At 46.3% G+C, this 17,683-nt stretch carries 16 protein-coding genes; 10 read left to right on the plus strand and 6 right to left on the minus strand.

Going from position 1 to position 17,683, the window contains the following annotated elements; all coding sequences use genetic code 11:
• Positions 1 to 26: 26 nt before the first annotated feature.
• On the plus strand, positions 27 to 1,559 hold the full coding sequence (locus tag BLU98_RS16115; protein ID WP_092726775.1) for a S10 family peptidase: 1,533 nt from the start codon (positions 27 to 29) through the stop codon (positions 1,557 to 1,559).
• A gap of 44 nt (positions 1,560 to 1,603) precedes the next feature.
• On the opposite strand, the gene murA is transcribed toward BLU98_RS16115, so the two are convergent.
• On the minus strand, positions 1,604 to 2,914 hold the full coding sequence (gene murA, locus BLU98_RS16120; RefSeq protein WP_092726778.1) for a UDP-N-acetylglucosamine 1-carboxyvinyltransferase: 1,311 nt from the start codon (positions 2,912 to 2,914) through the stop codon (positions 1,604 to 1,606).
• Positions 2,915 to 2,960: 46 nt separating this feature from the next.
• Complete coding sequence (locus BLU98_RS16125; RefSeq protein WP_257575063.1) at positions 2,961 to 3,713, minus strand: DUF4290 domain-containing protein; 753 nt, start codon at positions 3,711 to 3,713, stop codon at positions 2,961 to 2,963.
• A gap of 25 nt (positions 3,714 to 3,738) precedes the next feature.
• On the opposite strand from BLU98_RS16125, the gene pheS reads away from it, so the two are divergent.
• Positions 3,739 to 4,770 carry a phenylalanine--tRNA ligase subunit alpha gene (pheS, locus tag BLU98_RS16130; protein ID WP_092726782.1) on the plus strand — a complete coding sequence of 344 codons (1,032 nt, stop codon included), beginning with the start codon at positions 3,739 to 3,741 and terminating at the stop codon, positions 4,768 to 4,770.
• 5 nt (positions 4,771 to 4,775) lie between these two features.
• Complete coding sequence (recO, locus tag BLU98_RS16135) at positions 4,776 to 5,513, plus strand: DNA repair protein RecO (RefSeq protein WP_092726786.1); 738 nt, start codon at positions 4,776 to 4,778, stop codon at positions 5,511 to 5,513.
• Positions 5,514 to 5,563: 50 nt separating this feature from the next.
• Here recO and BLU98_RS16140 read toward each other — a convergent pair whose 3' ends face one another.
• Genes BLU98_RS16140 through BLU98_RS16150 form a run of 3 tightly spaced genes read right to left on the minus strand, consistent with a single transcriptional unit; the run spans position 5,564 to position 7,428 of the window.
• Positions 5,564 to 6,748: an amidohydrolase family protein gene (locus BLU98_RS16140; RefSeq protein ID WP_139173987.1), complete on the minus strand. Its 1,185-nt coding sequence runs from the start codon at positions 6,746 to 6,748 to the stop codon at positions 5,564 to 5,566.
• A 4-nt stretch (positions 6,749 to 6,752) separates the two neighbouring features.
• Entirely contained in the window at positions 6,753 to 7,124 is a 372-nt protein-coding gene (locus BLU98_RS16145) for a helix-turn-helix domain-containing protein (RefSeq protein WP_092726791.1), read from the minus strand.
• Positions 7,125 to 7,134: 10 nt separating this feature from the next.
• Positions 7,135 to 7,428: a type II toxin-antitoxin system HigB family toxin gene (locus BLU98_RS16150; RefSeq protein ID WP_026772581.1), complete on the minus strand. Its 294-nt coding sequence runs from the start codon at positions 7,426 to 7,428 to the stop codon at positions 7,135 to 7,137.
• Between the two features lie 313 nt (positions 7,429 to 7,741).
• Here BLU98_RS16150 and rplM point away from each other — a divergent pair, with 313 nt between their 5' ends.
• The 7 genes from rplM (at position 7,742) to BLU98_RS16185 (ending at position 14,008) form a co-directional block, all read left to right on the plus strand.
• Positions 7,742 to 8,185, plus strand: a complete 444-nt coding sequence (rplM, locus tag BLU98_RS16155) for a 50S ribosomal protein L13 (RefSeq protein WP_092726793.1) — start codon at positions 7,742 to 7,744, stop codon at positions 8,183 to 8,185.
• Between the two features lie 35 nt (positions 8,186 to 8,220).
• Complete coding sequence (gene rpsI, locus BLU98_RS16160; protein WP_092726794.1) at positions 8,221 to 8,610, plus strand: 30S ribosomal protein S9; 390 nt, start codon at positions 8,221 to 8,223, stop codon at positions 8,608 to 8,610.
• A gap of 53 nt (positions 8,611 to 8,663) precedes the next feature.
• Entirely contained in the window at positions 8,664 to 9,551 is an 888-nt protein-coding gene (gene rpsB, locus BLU98_RS16165; protein ID WP_092726796.1) for a 30S ribosomal protein S2, read from the plus strand.
• A 111-nt stretch (positions 9,552 to 9,662) separates the two neighbouring features.
• On the plus strand, positions 9,663 to 10,502 hold the full coding sequence (gene tsf / locus BLU98_RS16170; protein WP_026768411.1) for a translation elongation factor Ts: 840 nt from the start codon (positions 9,663 to 9,665) through the stop codon (positions 10,500 to 10,502).
• Positions 10,503 to 10,622: 120 nt separating this feature from the next.
• A complete protein-coding gene (gene pyrH / locus BLU98_RS16175; RefSeq protein WP_026768410.1) occupies positions 10,623 to 11,339 on the plus strand; it encodes a UMP kinase in 717 nt (238 codons plus the stop codon).
• A gap of 61 nt (positions 11,340 to 11,400) precedes the next feature.
• Positions 11,401 to 12,699, plus strand: coding sequence for a TolC family protein (locus tag BLU98_RS16180; RefSeq protein WP_092726797.1), 1,299 nt, complete (start codon positions 11,401 to 11,403; stop codon positions 12,697 to 12,699).
• Between the two features lie 157 nt (positions 12,700 to 12,856).
• On the plus strand, positions 12,857 to 14,008 hold the full coding sequence (locus BLU98_RS16185; RefSeq protein WP_092726799.1) for a methionine aminotransferase: 1,152 nt from the start codon (positions 12,857 to 12,859) through the stop codon (positions 14,006 to 14,008).
• A 67-nt stretch (positions 14,009 to 14,075) separates the two neighbouring features.
• On the opposite strand, the gene BLU98_RS16190 is transcribed toward BLU98_RS16185, so the two are convergent.
• A complete protein-coding gene (locus BLU98_RS16190; RefSeq protein ID WP_092726802.1) occupies positions 14,076 to 17,675 on the minus strand; it encodes an efflux RND transporter permease subunit in 3,600 nt (1,199 codons plus the stop codon).
• Positions 17,676 to 17,683: the final 8 nt, after the last annotated feature.

Genomic DNA, 17,683 nt, shown 5'->3' on the forward strand with positions numbered 1-17,683 from the left:
ATTCACGGGAACTAACAAGAACTAACATGAAGAGAATATTACTGTCATTGCTATTGCTGATTACTTGCCTTGCCAGTGTTCATGCTCAGAAGCCTGCGGCAGCCGATACTACTTCCAAAAACGATAAACAGCAGAATGCCCATAAAAGGGCGGTTGAGGTTGAATCGTCTGTTGTTACCAAAAACGAAATTACGATCAAGGGACAGCGAGTGCCTTATAAAGTAGTTGCCGGCACCCTGCCGGTATGGGATGAAGAGGGAAAGCCCATTGCTGGTATTTTCTATACTTACTATGAGCGGTCCGATGTGAGCGATCGTTCAGCAAGACCCCTCATGATCTCTTTCAACGGAGGTCCCGGAACCGCTTCTGTGTGGATGCAAATCGGGTATACCGGACCGCGGATACTCAAGGTTGATGACGAAGGCAATCCTGTACAACCTTATGGTCTCAAGGATAACCCGAATTCGATCCTGGATGTTGCAGATATTGTTTACGTAGACCCTGTAAATACCGGCTTCTCCAGGCCTTTGTCGAAAGATGTGCCTACGTCCAAGTTTTTTGGTGTCAATGCCGATATCAAATACCTGGCCGATTGGATCAACACTTTTATCAGCCGTTATAAACGTTGGGCTTCACCCAAATACCTTATTGGGGAAAGTTATGGTACTACCCGTGTATCCGGACTATCGCTGGAATTACAGAATGCCCACTGGATTTACCTGAACGGGGTTATACTGGTGTCGCCTACTACATTGGGTATCGAGAGAGACGGGCCATTGAGCGCCGCATTGCGATTACCTTATTTCGCGGCAACGGCCTGGTATCATAAAGCGCTGGCGTCTGATCTGCAACAAAAAGACCTGACGGCTGTTTTGCCTGAAGTAGAAAAATTTACGGTGGATGAATTCATTCCTGCACTTGCGCTCGGCGGCTCTTTAACGGAGAACAAGAAAAAAGAGATTGCCGAAAAAGTTGCCCGCTATTCCGGGATAGGAGTACAACAGGTATTGGATCAGAATCTTGATGTTCCTGCAGGCTATTTCTGGAAAGAATTGTTGCGCAGCAAGGGGCAGACTGTTGGTCGTCTCGATTCCCGCTACCTGGGTATCGACCGCAAAAACGCAGGCGATTATCCCGATTATAACGCAGAGCTCACATCCTGGTTGCATTCATTCACTCCGGCTATCAATATGTACCTGAGAGAAGAATTAAACTACAAGACTGATCTGGACTATTATATGTTTGGTCCCGTTCATCCCTGGGATGGTAGTAATGACAAAACGGGTGAGAACCTGCGCCAGGCGATGGCCGAAAACCCTTACCTGCATTTATTGGTACAATCGGGTTACTATGATGGGGCTTGTGATTATTTCAATGCGAAATACAGCATGTGGCAGATGGACCCCAGCGGCAAACTGAAAGACCGTATGAGTTGGGAAGGTTACCGCAGCGGACACATGATGTACCTGCGCAAGGAAGACCTGGCTACGAGCAATGAACGCCTTCGTGAATTTATTAAGCAATCTACTCCTAAGCCGGGACAAGCAGCTAAATATTAGTTGTTAGTTGTCAGAAGGTGTTTTATTCTCACAACTGACATCTATCAACTAACAACTCTCTTTATATCAGCTCCAAGGCTCCTGAGCCTTTCGTCAATGTACTGGTATCCGCGGTCGATTTGTTCAATGTTCTGGATGATGCTTTTGCCTTCGGCGCTCAATGCGGCAATGAGGAGGGCTTGTCCTGCGCGGATATCGGGACTGGTCATGGTAATACCCCGCAGGTTCTGTTTCCTGCCAAGGCCAATAACGGTGGCGCGATGCGGATCGCAGAGAATGATCTGTGCGCCCATATCGATCAGTTTATCGGTAAAGAACAAACGGCTTTCGAACATTTTCTGGTGAATGAGCACACTGCCTCTTGCCTGTGTAGCTACTACGAGTACAATACTCAACAAGTCGGGCGTAAATCCGGGCCAGGGATGGTCGTATATCGTGAGGATGCCTCCATCCATGAATGTTTGTATCTCGTAAACGTCTTGCGAAGGGATATAAATATCATCGCCTTTTATTTGAAACTGAATGCCCAATTGCTGGAATTTTTCAGGGATAACACCAAGGTGTTCCACGCCGGCATTCTTGATGGTGATCTCGCTTTGCGTCATGGCTGCTAATCCAATAAAGCTGCCTATTTCAATCATATCGGGCAACATGCGGTGCGTAGTGCCGCCGAGCTTGCTTACTCCTTCAATGGTGAGGAGATTACTGCCGATGCCACGGATGCGTGCACCCATGCGATTGAGCATTTGACACAGTTGCTGCACATAAGGTTCACAGGCAGCATTATAAATAGTAGTAATGCCTTCAGCCAATACGGCTGCCATGATAATGTTGGCAGTGCCGGTAACAGAAGGTTCATCCAACAACATATATGCACCACGTAAACGCGGAGAACTCAATTTGAAGCAACTGTGTAATTCATCGTATTCAAATCGCGCACCCAGTTTTTCAAAACCAATGATATGCGTATCCAGTCTTCTGCGCCCGATCTTATCGCCGCCCGGCTTGGGTATATAGGCTTTGCCAAACCTGGCTAACATAGGCCCCGCGAGCATTACGCTTCCACGAAGGCGGCCGCCTTTTTTCCTGAACTCATCGGAAGCCAGGTAATCTGCGTCTATCTGGTCGGCCTGGAAGGTGCAGGTATGCCTGTTGCTGCGGGAAATTTTAACGCCGATCTCATCGAGCAGTTCAATGAGCAAATTAACATCCAGTATATCGGGTATATTGGCAATGGTAACGGGTTCAGCGGTCAGCAACACTGCCGACAGGATTTGTAATGCTTCGTTTTTTGCCCCTTGCGGAACAATTTCTCCTTTCAGTTGTTTGCCTCCCCTTACTTCGAAGGAACTCATGTAGTTAAGTTGTTATTGAGCCATTGCCTATGGAGCAACTATTACATTAATTGAACCGCTTTTTGAACTGCCGGTTCTTATTGTTATTCCGGTTTCCGTTATTGTTGCGGTTGTTGTTGTTGTTGTTATTATTATTATTCCGGTTGTTGCGGTTGTTTCTGCCGCCAAAATTCTGTTGCCAGCGGCCGCGGTTTCCGGTACCGTAATCATCACGCTCGAAATTCTGGTTGCGGTGTTTGATAAAAGGGGTGTTGCTGAATTCCAGCTCACCTCCGGTGATATTGTTCAACTCGCTGCGGATGGCATCGTCATGCACCAGTTCTTTATGCCAGTTGCTGTAAGCCAGTTTCATGTAATAGGCAATGGCATGGGCAAAACCTGCTTTCTTTTCAGCGTCTTCCTGTTTTAACGCTTTATCGATGACCATTTCCAGGTTTTTACCCAGGTGGGCATATCGGGGATTACGCTTCGGGTAAGGAAGCGGATCGGGCTTTTGCTTGTAAGTCTCTCTTTGGGGGATGGGGTAAGGACTGTCTACATCCAGGCTGAAATCGCTGATGAAAAAAAGATGGTCCCACAACATGTGCTTGAAATCATCTACGTTTTTCAGGTGCGGGTTGAGAAATCCCATCAATTCAATCACCGACTGTGCCTGTCGCTGTCTTTTTTCGCGGTCTTCTATGGTAAGCAGGTATTCCACCATCTTCTGCACGTGGCGACCATATTCCTTCATGCCCAGGTAATTCCTGCTGGTATTATATTCCATGTAATGTTCGTTCTTCGAAGCAAATGTACTCATTTATTTTATCTCTATCTTCGTTCCCATGGAACAATTAGTGCAACAGATAGAGGCGTACAAGCAGGAAATGGCTGCGTATGAGGCTTCGACTGCCGAAGCGGTGGAAGCTTTTCGCATCAAATACCTGGGAACCAAGGGGCTGGTAAAAGAAGTGATGGGTGAAATGAAGAATGTGCCGAATGAACAGAAAAAGGCATTCGGACTGGTATTGAACGAATTCAAGCAGTTTGCTGAAACACGTTACGAAACGCTGAAATCCCTGGGTGCGCAGGAAGACCATGCACATGGTAACCAGATCGACTGGTCATTACCCGGAGATCCTGTTGCCATAGGTTCACGCCATCCGCTCAGCCTGGTGCGGAACCAGATCGTATCCATTTTTAAAAGATTAGGTTTTGCTGTGGCCGAAGGGCCTGAGATAGAAGACGACTGGCATAATTTCGGCGCGATGAACCTGCCGGAAGACCATCCGGCCAGGGATATGCAGGACACTTTTTACATCAGCCGCAATCCCGACTGGTTGTTGCGTACCCATACCAGTAGTGTGCAGGCAAGGGTAATGGAAAAACAAAAACCGCCCATCCGTGTGATATGTCCGGGCAGGGTGTATCGTAATGAAACGGTCAGTGCCCGCGCACATTGCTTCTTCCACCAGGTAGAAGGTTTGTATATCGATGAGAATGTAAGTTTTGCCGACCTCAAACAAACACTTTACTTTTTTGTGCAGGAAATGTTTGGGAAGGATGTGAAAGTGCGTTTCCGGCCAAGTTATTTCCCTTTTACTGAACCCAGCGCCGAAATGGACATCAGCTGTCTGATCTGTGGTGGTGACGGATGTAATATTTGCAAACATACCGGCTGGGTAGAGATATTGGGCAGTGGTATGGTGCATCCGAAAGTGCTCGAGAATTTTGGTATCGATCCGAATAAATACACCGGTTTTGCTTTTGGAATGGGTGTGGAAAGGATCACCCAGTTGAAATACCAGGTGAACGACCTGCGCCTTTACTCCCAGAACGACCTGCGCTTCCTGAAGCAGTTTACCGGGGCGATCTGAAGCCTATGATACATGCTACCAAAGGCATTGTGTTGCGTACCGTAAAATATGGCGATACAAGCGTCATTACCACGGTATATACCGAATTGTTTGGGGTGCAGAGTTATATTGTAAAAGGGGTGAGGCAAAGCAGTAAGACCTCAGCGGGCAAAGCAGTTTATTTTCAGCCGGCAGCCATACTGGAGATGGAAGTGTATCACAACGAACTCAAACAATTACAGTTTGTAAAAGAGTTCCAGTGGGCTTATCTCTACGAGAGATTATTGTTCGATGTGCTGCGGAATGCAGTTGCCATGTACGTGATAGAATTACTGCAGCACAGCCTCAAACAACCGGAAGCTAACCCGGAATTATTCTACCTGATAGAAGATACCCTTAAACAACTCGATAAAGGCTCAGATACACTGGTAGCCAATCTGCCACTGTATTTCATTCTCCACCTGGGAAGCGAACTGGGATTCCAGATGCAGGGCACTTATCATGCACAGACGCCCGTACTGGATTTACAGGAAGGAATTTTTATCCTGGAAAAACCTGCACATCCTTATTACATAGCAGGCCAGTTAGCCCAGATAGCAGGCCAGTTATTATCGTTACAGTTTTACAATGATCTTGATCATATATCGTTGAACAGGCAAATAAGGCGGGAACTTTTACAAGCGTTTCAAACCTATATCGCACTGCATGTAGCTGATTTTGGTGAAATGAGGAGTCTGGGTGTTTTACAGGAAGTGTTGAGTTAGTTGTCAGTTGATAGTTGTTAGAGGATGTCTTTTCTAACAACTAACAACTCCTATAATATCCTCCGAACAGTAGTAGCTTCATCGATCTTCCCATCACTACCCTCGAGTAATACAACGCCCGGCCTCTTGCCTTTGGCAAAGCTTCCCAGTTCATCTTCCATCTGCAATGCTTTTGCGCCGTTGAGGGTTGCCCATCGTAATAATTCGTTGAGCGGCACCTGGGGGAAATATTTAGTGATCGATTGAAGTTCTGCAAGAATGTTCAGACTGTGGTTACTGGCCAGGCTGTCTGTGCCCACCACGATGGTACAATCGCAGTCGCGCAGGAGCTGAACCGGAGGAATGCTGTTTTCGATATAACGGTTTGCATTGATGCAGAGGCAATGAAACAGGGTCTGCCTGTTAGCGATTGCCTGGCTTTTAGCAAATAACAGATCGGGCTCTTTAGTGAATGTATTGTGAACGAGGAGTACTTGTCGGGCATTCGATAACTGGCTGTAATAAGATTGCAGACTGGTCTTGCCAGTGGGTTTAAAGAAAGAGGTATCCAATTGCATTATTTCATACATACGGGAGAAACCGCCGCTGCCTTTTTCGAACAGTTCATCTTCGAAAGCCGTTTCCTGGTTATGTATGGTGATGGTTTTATTGTTGAAATGAGGTTGTAACAAATGCCACAATTCTTCGGAAACCGAATAAGGGGCATGTGGGGAGAGCGAACGGGGATTACAGGCGTTCAGGTTTTTGAATTCCTGGTAATACCCGAAAGACCGTTGGAACCTTTGCTCTGCCAGAGCGGGAAGCCAGCCGCTTACTTCAATGAAATTATAATATGCCAGTCGCTGTAACTGTTTTTGCGGAATGGTGAGTGTATTGTTACAGATATCCCCCACTGCTACAATACCATTTTGCAGCATTTCATCTTCTGCACGGGTAATATGTTCCAGTATTTCAGCATCAGGGAAATGCCGTTGGGTGATTACATGGAAAACAAAATCGACCAGTCCTGTTTGTTCGGGTATCAAACTCTTCATGTGACTGAGCTCCAGGTGGCAATGACAATTGATAAATCCCGGTGAAAGGATGCCTTTATACGATTCAACGTTATCACCGGCATCTGCCAGGGATACCAGGTCTTTGATAACCCCGGTTTCATCGATGACCAGTACAGCATCATTACCGCGCATCTCCGATCCGGTAAAAAGATGTGTTGCCTGGAGTTTTCTGAATGCCAAAATGCTAGGATTGAAGTTTATATTCTTTGATCAACGCTTCAACAGGGATGTGCAATATCTCACTAAATTTCCGGATCATCGTTAAGGAAAGCGGTTGTTTATAATTCAACACCTTGCTAACGGTGCCTTTGTCTCCGTATGCTCTGGCAAGATCAGTGGCTTTATAGCCAAAATCTTCCATTCGAATTTTAATGAATTCGATGGGGTCTAATTCGGGGAGCGAAGATGTTTTGTCTTCATAACGGTCGATGAGGTGAGCCAGTAACATTTTCTCCCTGTACTCCATACTGCCTTTTTCGGCGTATTTAATTTCCTGAAAACGCTCCATCGCTTTTTGATACTCGGATTCGTTTTCGATAAAGAACCAATCTGACATAATTCAATATTTATACAGTTAAAGGATCGATCTTATCATATTCCGTATGCGTGCCGATGAACCTTACTTCCACCAATCCATCTTCATAAAACACTTCGGCAATCAGACGGTATTTATTGTGTTGTATCTCGAATCTTGCCCTGTTATTGCCCAGGACTTTTGCATTGGGAAAAGAAAAAAGTATATCCTGTTTCTTTTTCCAGGAAGCTTCTTTGGTTGCTTTTCTCCATGCTGCCAGACTTTTTCTTGTAGAAGCATGGGCAAGGGCAAACGAATCCAGTAGCCTTCCGTTGATAATAAGCATAAGCAATGGTTTTGTACCTGCACCCTTGCTTACGATCATAAAGCAAAGGTATTAAAAGTTGGTAATTTGCCAACTTTTAAGGCTATTAAATAATGTTACAAATATGAATAGCTGTGCTTCGGCTGTAGCGGAGTGGGTAAAATAGGCGTGATGATTTTTGAGACGCTATTTTTTTATTGATTATCAATAATTTGCAAAGATTTCATTTAAAATACTTCGCAAATTCCTTGGAAAATCGGTTGCTGTGGCCGTACCTTTGCCGTCCATTTAAAAACCGTCGGGATAGCGCCGGTTGAACAAAAAAATAAAGATTATGAGTAAACTTCATTTCACTACAAAGCATGCGAATGCGGCTACCGTGCAGCACAACTGGTACGTGGTTGACGGTACTAATCAAACCGTAGGTCGTATTGCATCCAAGATCGCTGCTGCTCTTCGCGGTAAGAACAAAGCGTATTATACACCTCACGTAGATTGCGGGGATTATGTCATTGTTATCAATGCAGAAAAAGTAGTCTTCACCGGTAACAAGTTCGAAGACAAACAATACATCAACTACTCCGGCTACCCCGGTGGTAAGAAAGAAGAAGCTGCCCAGGACCTGATCAGGCGTCGTCCTGAAGTGATCATGGAAAGAGCGGTAAAAGGCATGCTGCCTAAGAACCGCCTGGGTCGCAAAATGATCAAGAAACTGTTCGTGTATGCCGGTCCCAACCATCCGCATACTGCACAGCAACCCAAAGAATTTAAATTCTAAATCAACCGTTTTAAAACACTTTAATTCCAACATAAATGGAAAAACAAAAAAACGCAGTTGGTCGCCGTAAAGAAGCCGTTACCCGCGTATTCATTAGCAAGGGTGAGGGTAAGATCACTGTAAATGACAGGGACTATAAAGAATATTTTCCGCTGGTATACCTGCAGAACCAGGTGGAAGCTCCACTGAAAACTGCCGATGTGTTTGGTAAGTACGATGTGGTGATCAATGCAACCGGTGGTGGTTTGAAAGGCCAGGCCGAAGCAGCCAAACTGGGTATTGCCCGTGCATTGCTGGAAGTAAATGCTGAATTACGTCCTGCTCTGAAAGCAGAAGGCCAGCTGAAGCGTGATCCCCGTGGTGTTGAGCGTAAGAAATTCGGTCACAAGAAAGCACGTAGAAGCTACCAGTTCAGCAAGCGTTAATCGTTGGCTCCTGTGGTTATTATTAAATTATAACAACTTATACAATCAATACAATGGAAAATAACACTTCACTGCAACAACAACTCCTGGAGGCCGGCGTACACTTTGGTCACCTGAAAAAGAAGTGGAATCCCAAGATGTTGCCTTATATCTTCGCTGAGAAGAAAGGCATCCACATCATCGACCTGAATAAAACAGTGGATCACCTGCAGGAAGCTGCCGCTGCTGTTAAACAGATTGCGAAAAGCGGTAAGAAGATCATGTTCATTGCTACAAAAAAGCAGGCGAAAGAAATCGTGAGCGAGTGCGCCAAGCGTGTGAACATGCCTTATGCTACCGAGCGTTGGCTGGGTGGTATGCTTACCAACTTCAATACGGTTCGTAAGAGCGTTAAGAAAATGCAGAGCATTGAAAAAATGCTGGCAGATGGCAGCGCCGACAGCCTCACCAAGAAAGAGCGTCTGACTTTGAGTCGCGATAAGGATAAAATGGAAAAAGTACTGGGTGGTATCGCTCAACTGGGTCGCCTGCCGGCTGCTTTGTTCCTGGTAGACATCGGGCATGAGCATATTGCACTGGCAGAAGCCAAGCGCCTGGGTATTACTACTTTTGGTATGGTTGATACCAACTGCGATCCCAATAAAGTGGATTTTGCCATCCCTTCCAACGACGATGCCACTAAGTCAATCGCTATCATTGTTAATTATATCGTAGCTACTATTGCTGAAGGTTTGGCAGAACGCCAGGCTTCTAAAGATGAAGAAGAAACCGAAGAGAGCAATAACGAAAATGAAGCAAAAGCCCGTCGCCTCGAAGCGGAAGCCCAGTCTGAATCTGGCCGCGGAGGCAGACAGCGTGGAAGCACCGATGCAGGAGGACAAGGACAACCCAAACGTCGTGTTCCGGGTAACCGTCGCCCTGCCGGTGGTGGAAGCAGATAATCATCCTGAATGAAATATTCGTTGGGTCATTACGTCATTCTCTTATGGGTAATGGCATGATGACCCAATTTATTTGATCAACAATAACGTTTTCAAAATTGTAAAAAGAATATGAGTACTGCAACAATTACAGCCGCAGAAATTAATAAACTCCGCCAGGCTACCGGCGCCGGCATGATGGATTGCCGCAAGGCCCTCACCGAAACAAACGGTGATTTTGAAGCAGCGATCGACTGGCTGCGCAAGCAGGGTCAAAAAGTAGCTGCAAAACGCAGCGACCGTGAAGCGAAAGAAGGTGTGATCATTGCAAAAACATCTGCTGATAATAAAACCGGTTTTATTGTATGCATAAGCTGCGAAACCGACTTTGTTTCTAAAAACGCAGACTTTGTTGCCTTCGCGCAAAGCATCGCCGATGCTGCTGTAGCCAACAACGTGAACAGCGCTGAAGAACTGAATGAAGTGGTGATCAATGGGGCTAAAGTATCTGACCTGATCAACGATAAACTGGCAGCCATCGGTGAAAAGATCGGTGTTGCGAAATTCGAAAAGATCGAAGCGCCTTATGTAGCTTCTTATATCCATGGCGCTTACCGTATGGGCGTGTTGGTTGGACTGTCAAGCGAAGCTGCTGAAGCAGGAAAAGACATCGCTATGCAGATCGCAGCGATGAACCCTGTAGCGGTGGATGCCGACTCAGTTCCTGCCGATGTGATCGAAAGGGAAAGGGCTATCATCGTAGATACCATGAAGCAGGATCCTAAAATGGCCGGTAAGCCCGATGAAATGATCTCCAAGATCGCTGAAGGCAAACTGAATGCTTTCTTCAAAGAGCAAACCTTACTGGCACAGGCTTTTGTGAAAGACGGCGGTAAGAGTGTGGGCGAATACCTGAAGAGCGTAGGAGCCGATCTGAAAGTAACAGGTTTTAAACGTGTTGCACTGGGATAAGGGCAATGCTGTTGTAGCATAATTGAGGGGGTGGTACTGATACAGGCCACCCCTTTTTATTTTCTGTTTGGCGACTCATTAAAAATTCAGGTTATTTGCAGTCGAATCAATAACCTCCTCATGCTCCCCAAGTTCAAGCGTATTCTCCTCAAACTATCCGGTGAAGCCTTATTAGGCGACCAGCAGAATGGTGATCCTTTTAACCCCCGTATCATTGAGCAATATGCACAGGATATCAAAATGGTGACCGACCTCGGTGTGCAGGTAGCCATTGTGATCGGCGGTGGTAATATTTACCGGGGTATGAATGAGGCCGAAAGTGGCATCGAGCGGGCGCATGGCGATTATATGGGTATGCTTGCTACGGTGATTAATGCGATGGCCATGCAGGCGATGCTGGAAAAGATCGGCGTGTATACGCGTTTACAAAGCGCCATCAATATGGAACAGGTGGCCGAGCCTTATATCCGCCGCAAAGCCCTTCGCCACCTGGAAAAGGGACGTGTGGTAATTTTCGGCGCAGGTACCGGTAATCCTTATTTTACTACCGATACAGCGGGATCGCTGCGTGCTATTGAAATGAAAGCAGATGTGATATTGAAAGGAACGCGCGTAGACGGTGTTTATAATGCCGATCCCGAAAAAGACCCTTCAGCTAAAAAATTCGATACGGTAAGTTTCCAGGAATGCATCAACCAGAACCTGCGGGTAATGGATATGACCGCGTTTACACTTTGCATGGAAAATAAGCTGCCCATCATTGTATTCGACATGAATAAGCCAGGCAACTTGTTGAAAGTGGTGGAAGGCATGCGTGTTGGTACCCTGGTAAGCTGAACTCATCCGTTGGTGTAATTTTTGAGGATGCATCAACAGCAGCCCGGTAATTTCACAGCACATGAAAAAATTATTGTTTGTTTTCCTGACTGCCCTTGCCATGGAAGGGTATTCCCAGCAGTCACTGTCGCTTTCCGATGCTGTTAATACCGCATTGAAAAACAGCTTCGATATCCGTTTGGCTAAAAACAACCTGGAGATCAGCAACATCAATAATAACAGCGGTGTGGCAGGAGCTTTGCCGGTAGTAAGCGCAACGGCAGGCGATAATGAACAACTCACTACCATCAACCAGAAATATGCAGACGCTGCGCGTGATGTGAAAAGGAACAATGTAGGTTCCAACAACTTAACAGCAGGCATCACTGGTAGTATTTTACTATACAATGGGTACCGGGTAGTAACAACCGAGAAAAGACTGGGTGAATTACAACGCCAGAACCAGCAATTGCTGAATGCCCAGATACAGAACACCATTGCAGCGGTTAGTGTGAAGTACTATGATATTGTACGGCAGCAGCAACTCCTGCAAACCATTCTTCAATCCATCGAAGTATCGAAACAAAAATTATCCATACTGCAGGTGCGTAAAGAAGCCGGACTGTCGAACAATGCAGATATATACCAGGCACAGCTCGACCTCAATACATTGCTGCAATCAAAACTCAACCAGCAATTGGTAATTCAGCAGGCCAAGACAGATCTGCTGAACCTGATTGTTGCAAAGCCAGACTCTTCCGTGAATATTGCCGATACGATTGTGGTAGACCGTTCTATCCGTCTGGATAATATCCGTTCGGCATTGAAAGATAATCCCCAATTACTTTCTGCTGCCAGCCAGGTGCAGATCAATGCACTCATAGAAAAAGAAACAGCCGCCCTCCGTTATCCCTCTCTGCGTGCCAATACCGGGTATAATTTCAATAGCAACAAGAGTAGTGCAGGTTTCAGCCTGCTGAACCAAAGTTATGGCCCTTTTGTTGGTCTCAGTTTGTCGATACCCATCTATAACGGAAGCGCCAGCAAAAGGCAACAACAGGTAGCAGAGATCAATACACGCAATGCCCTTATTCAACGCGATAACCTGGCGCTTAGTCTCGAAGCGGGCGCTGTAAGAGCTTTTCAATCTTACACTAATGCGTTGGAGCAATTAGAGACCGAGCAGGACAATTATCGCCTCTCGGGCCGGTTGATGGACCTGGTATTACAGCGTTTTCAAGTGGGGCAGGCCACCATCGTTGACGTAAAGCTGGCGCAGCAAAGCTTTGAAGATGCAGGCTACCGTTTGATGAACCTTAACTACATGGGCAAAATTGCCGAAACAGAATTGAAGCGTCTCTCCAACCAGTTGGCTCCCTGATACAGGCACTTTCCCATTTCTTTAATAATGCCAGGAGACATTGCCATATCAGTCATTCACTCCAATTTATACTGGAAGGGGTAACACAAGACGGAAGATTGGTACATATCAGTAAATTGCTGCAATAAATGCATTGATCATACCTAATTGTTCTTTCATGCAACCCCTCATCCATTCGAAGCTGCACAATGTAGGCACTACTATTTTTACGGTCATGAGCCAGTTGGCTGCAGAACATGGAGCAGTGAACCTGGGCCAGGGATTTCCCGACTTTCCCATGAGCGATGAACTGGTTTCACTTGTTGATAAAGCCATGCGCAACGGATGGAACCAGTACACGCATATGAACGGACTGCCCCTGCTGCGTGAAAGGCTGGCAGCCAAAGCTGCGCAACTATACGGTGCTGCCATAGACCCTGACGCGCAAATAACGATAACACCTGGTGGTACTTATGCTATTTATACAGCGCTCACCACTGTATTACAACCAGGTGATGAAGTGATCGTTTTTGAACCCGCCTATGATAGTTATATTCCCAATATTGAAATCAATGGCGCCAAACCGGTATTGATACCACTGCGATATCCCGGTTATTCGATTCCATGGGATGAAGTTCGTTCCAAAATCAGTGGTAGAACCAGGATGATCATGATCAATTCGCCACATAACCCTACCGGTAGCGTATTGCGTGAAGAAGATATGCGGCAATTACAGGAAATTGTTGCAGGAACCCATATCATTGTGTTAAGCGATGAAGTGTATGAGCACTTGATATTCGATGGTATCGCTCACCAGTCGGTCTTGCGTTACCCCGCTTTGCTGGAGAGAAGCTTTGTATGTTTTTCTTTTGGCAAAACCTATCATTGCACCGGCTGGAAAATGGGTTATTGCATCAGCGCCCCCAGCCTGATGCAAGAGTTTAGAAAAGTGCATCAATTCAATTGTTTCAGTTGCGATACATCCAAGCAGGTAGCATTAGCCGAATACATCACGCATGAAGACGCGTATCTTTCATTGAGTGACTTCATGCAACAAAAACGCGATTATTTCCGAAAACTGATGGAAGCAACACCATTCAGGTGCATTCCTTCGCACGGCAGTTATTTTGAATGCTATGGCTACGGTCATTTCAGTAATGAAACCGATAAAGAGCTGGCCATCAGGTTAACACGCGAATATGGCATTGCTACCATTCCCGTGTCGGCCTTTTATAAAGAAGGCAAAGATGATAAAGTGCTGCGCTTTTGTTTTGCGAAAAAAGAGCAGACATTAGAAAGAGCAGTAGAGAAGCTGGTTCACCTGTGTTAATAAAAAGGCCGCCAGGCTTGTGTCTTCACAAACGTTGGCGGCCGGTTGATTATTAACCAAAACTATGTTAGAACCAGCTGCCGGTAAAAGCAGCGTTGACATTCTTATCGTTCTTCAATCTTCTTTCTCTTTTTTTCCTGGCGATACGGTGCCTGATGAGCGCCACTACCATCAGCAACAGGAATATGATGGTGAGCGGCGGAATACCCATGAAGCTGATCCATTTACCACCGAACATGTTACGCATGGGCCTGCGCAGGCGTTCTGCAATAAGGTACATGCTGGGAACGATGAACAGGGTCATGAAGAAGGCGAAGGCGAGACCGAATATGATGGTCCAGCTCAACGGCTTCCAGAATACCACATTATCACCTCCGAAGAAGATATGCGGATTGAGTTCGGAAAACAGCGTGATGAAGTTGATGTTGAAGCCTGTGGCGATGGGAATGAATCCGAGTATCGCCGCCAGCGCGGTCAATAATACTGGAATAATACGTGTTTTACCTGCCTGTATCACTGCTTCCCTGGTTTTGATACCGCGGGAGCGCAACTCATCGGCGAATTCAATCACCAGGATACCATTCTTCACCACAATACCTGCGAGACCAACAATACCCAGCCCTGTCATCAATATCGATACCTCCATTCCGGTGATGGTGAAGCCAATGAATACACCAATCACACTGAAAATGATCTCGGTGAGAATGATCACCGGTTTGCTCACACTGTTGAACTGCAATACCAGTACCAGCAAGATCAGTCCGAGTGCAATGGCCAGCGCTTTACCCAGGAATGCTCCTGTTTCGGCCTGTTGTTCACCTTCACCTGTTTGTTTGATGGTTACATTATCGGGCTTCTTATTGAAATTGGCAATATGTTTGGCCAGTACCTGGTTCACAGCCGTTGCATTGTAACCTTTTGTGGTCAATACATTCGAACGCAAAGTGATCAGGCGTTTCTGGTTCTTGCGTTTCACGCTTCCAAGGGTAGAAGTGGGTTCTACTTTTACCAATGCACCAATCGGAATATTCTTCACTGCACCGCCACTGGCCATATCGCGGAATGAAACGCGCATGTTCAGCAGATCAACCAGACTTTTTCTTTGCAGCTCGTTGTTGCGCAATTGTATTTTATATTCTTCTTTACCTTCTTTGATCTTCGATACTTCTTTTCCGAACAAAGCAGTACGTATCTGCGAACCGATCTGGGCAGAAGAAACACCTTCGATCAGGGCACGATCACGATCTACGGTAAGCGTGATCTCGGGGTTTTGAAGATCCACATCCATTTTCAATTCTTCCACACCCGGTACCTGTATGCTGTCGAGATAATTTTTGAGCGCAATGGCTGTCTTGATCAGGTCATCAAATTCTTCACTGGCAATTTCAATATTGATGGGAGGATCGGTGGGAGGTCCGCCTTTCTCCTGGTCAACACTGATCTCGGCGCCGGGAATACCTTTCATCTCTGCGCGGATCTTGTCGAGATAAGGCCGTGTAGAAACGCCATGCCTTTTCTCAAATTCCACGAATGATACCTGTATCCTTCCCAGTTCGCTGCGTGTACTACGGTCGCCACTGGCAGGGTCGCCCGCACCGATGGCCACGTTGCTGATGATACTTTCCACTACGGGGTTTTGTTTGCCGTTATCAACGCCCAATACTTTGTTCACACGTGATTCCAGTATGCGGGTAATGGAGTCTGTATAAGCTACATTCGTTCCTACCGGCAATTTCAGGTACACATAGATCTGGTTGGGATCTCCCTGCGGAAAGAAAGTAATAGGTATCCTGCCCGAAGCGATGCTGCCGGAGAATGCAAAGAAGGAGACAAAGAACAATGCAATGGTTCCTAATAAAAGGTGCACGGGTCTCCATCCTTTCAGGGCCCAACGGAGCAAACGTTCATAGTGATTCATGATCCAGGGCAGGGCTCTGTTCTGGAATGAGTGGATGGCTTTGTCGAGCACGAAACGGTTTAAGATAACGAGCAGCATGAAGAAGATGAGCAGGTTGCCCCAGAAAGGAGCGCCGGCCAAATCCAGTAACAAGCCTACACCAATAGCAATCCAGAAACCTTTCTTTTTAAAGATGGCGCCAGGCGCTTCCTTGCTCTCATCATCGGCATGGGCCATGAAGTCTACGGCGAATACCGGGTTCATGATGAATGCTACCACCAATGAAGCGGCCAGCGTGAATATGAGCATGGTGGGTAAGTACACCATGAACTTGCCAATGATACCCGGCCAGAAGAGTAGCGGGAAAAAGGGAGCCAGCGTAGTAAGCGTACCAGCCAATACCGGCACAAATACCTCGCCCGCAGCCATTCGTGCAGAAGTCGTAATCGGTAGCCTGCCCTTTCCTTCCGTGAAAATACGGTGGGTGTTTTCGATCACCACAATCGCGTCATCCACAATGATACCGAGACCGAACAACAAGGCAAAGAGCACAATGAAGTTCAGTGTCACGTGTGTGCCTATGATGAGATCGGCACCCGGTAAGAACACGAAGGCCACGAACATACTCAACGGCACCGATAGCGCTACGAAGAAGGCATTGATGACACCCATGAAGAACATGAGTACAATTAATACCAATACGAAACCGATCACAATAGAGTTCACCAGGTCGTTGAATGAGATTCTTGTTTTGATACTCATATCACCGGTGATCACTGCTTTGAGATCTTTCGGGAACAGAACACCTTTGGCGCTTTCCACTACTTTTTTCACACCATCACTGGTTTCAATGAGGTTTTCACCACTGCGTTTAATGATGTTCAGGGTTACCACATTCTTGCCATCGAGACGCGCATAGCTTTCTTTTTCCTTGGTGGTATCAATTACCCTGGCAATGTCTTTCAGGTAGATGGGAGCACCGCTGGTATTACGAACGATGATCTTCCCGATATCCTGGGCTGTTTTCAACTGGCCTTTCAACTGCAGGTTGCGCTTCATCTTGCCCACATCCAGCAAACCGCCGGATATATCCATGTTCTCGCGCTGTACGGCAGCATTGATATCATCGAAAGTGATACCGGAGCTCTGCATGCGGTAATTGTCTACATTGATCTGAAATTCCCTTTCCGGAGCGCCTACGATATCCACGCGGGTGATCTGCGAAAGGTCTTCCAGCTTGTCTTTCAGGTCATCGGCATATTTTTTCAGACGGGGGAGATCATAGTCGCCACTCAGGTTCACATACATGATGGGCTGCTCACTGAAGCTTACTTCCAATACGGTAGGCTCTTGTGTAAGATCGTTGGGAAGGTCCTGCTTTGATTTGTCCACCGCATCTTTCACTTTCTGTAACGCCACATCGGTCTTTACATCAGTGTCAAATTCAACGATGATGGCAGAATAATCCTGCTGCGATGTACTGGTGAACTTTTTGATCTTGGCTCCTGTGATTCCCTTGATCTGTTTCTCAATAGGCCTCGTAACGAGGTTTTCGATGTCTTTCGGAGAGTTACCTACATAAATGGTTTGAACATAAATAGTAGGAATCACAATATCCGGGAACTGTTCTTTGGGCAACGTAACAAACTGGAATATACCTGCAATACTCACGAAGAGCATCATCAGGTAGATCGATGTTTTGTTTTTGATACTCCAGGTAGTAGGCCCAAACTCCTTGAACTTGTGTTTGATATTTTCTAATACGCTCATATAAATAG

Source organism: Hydrobacter penzbergensis (genome assembly GCF_900106985.1).
GTDB lineage: Bacteria > Bacteroidota > Bacteroidia > Chitinophagales > Chitinophagaceae > Sediminibacterium > Sediminibacterium magnilacihabitans.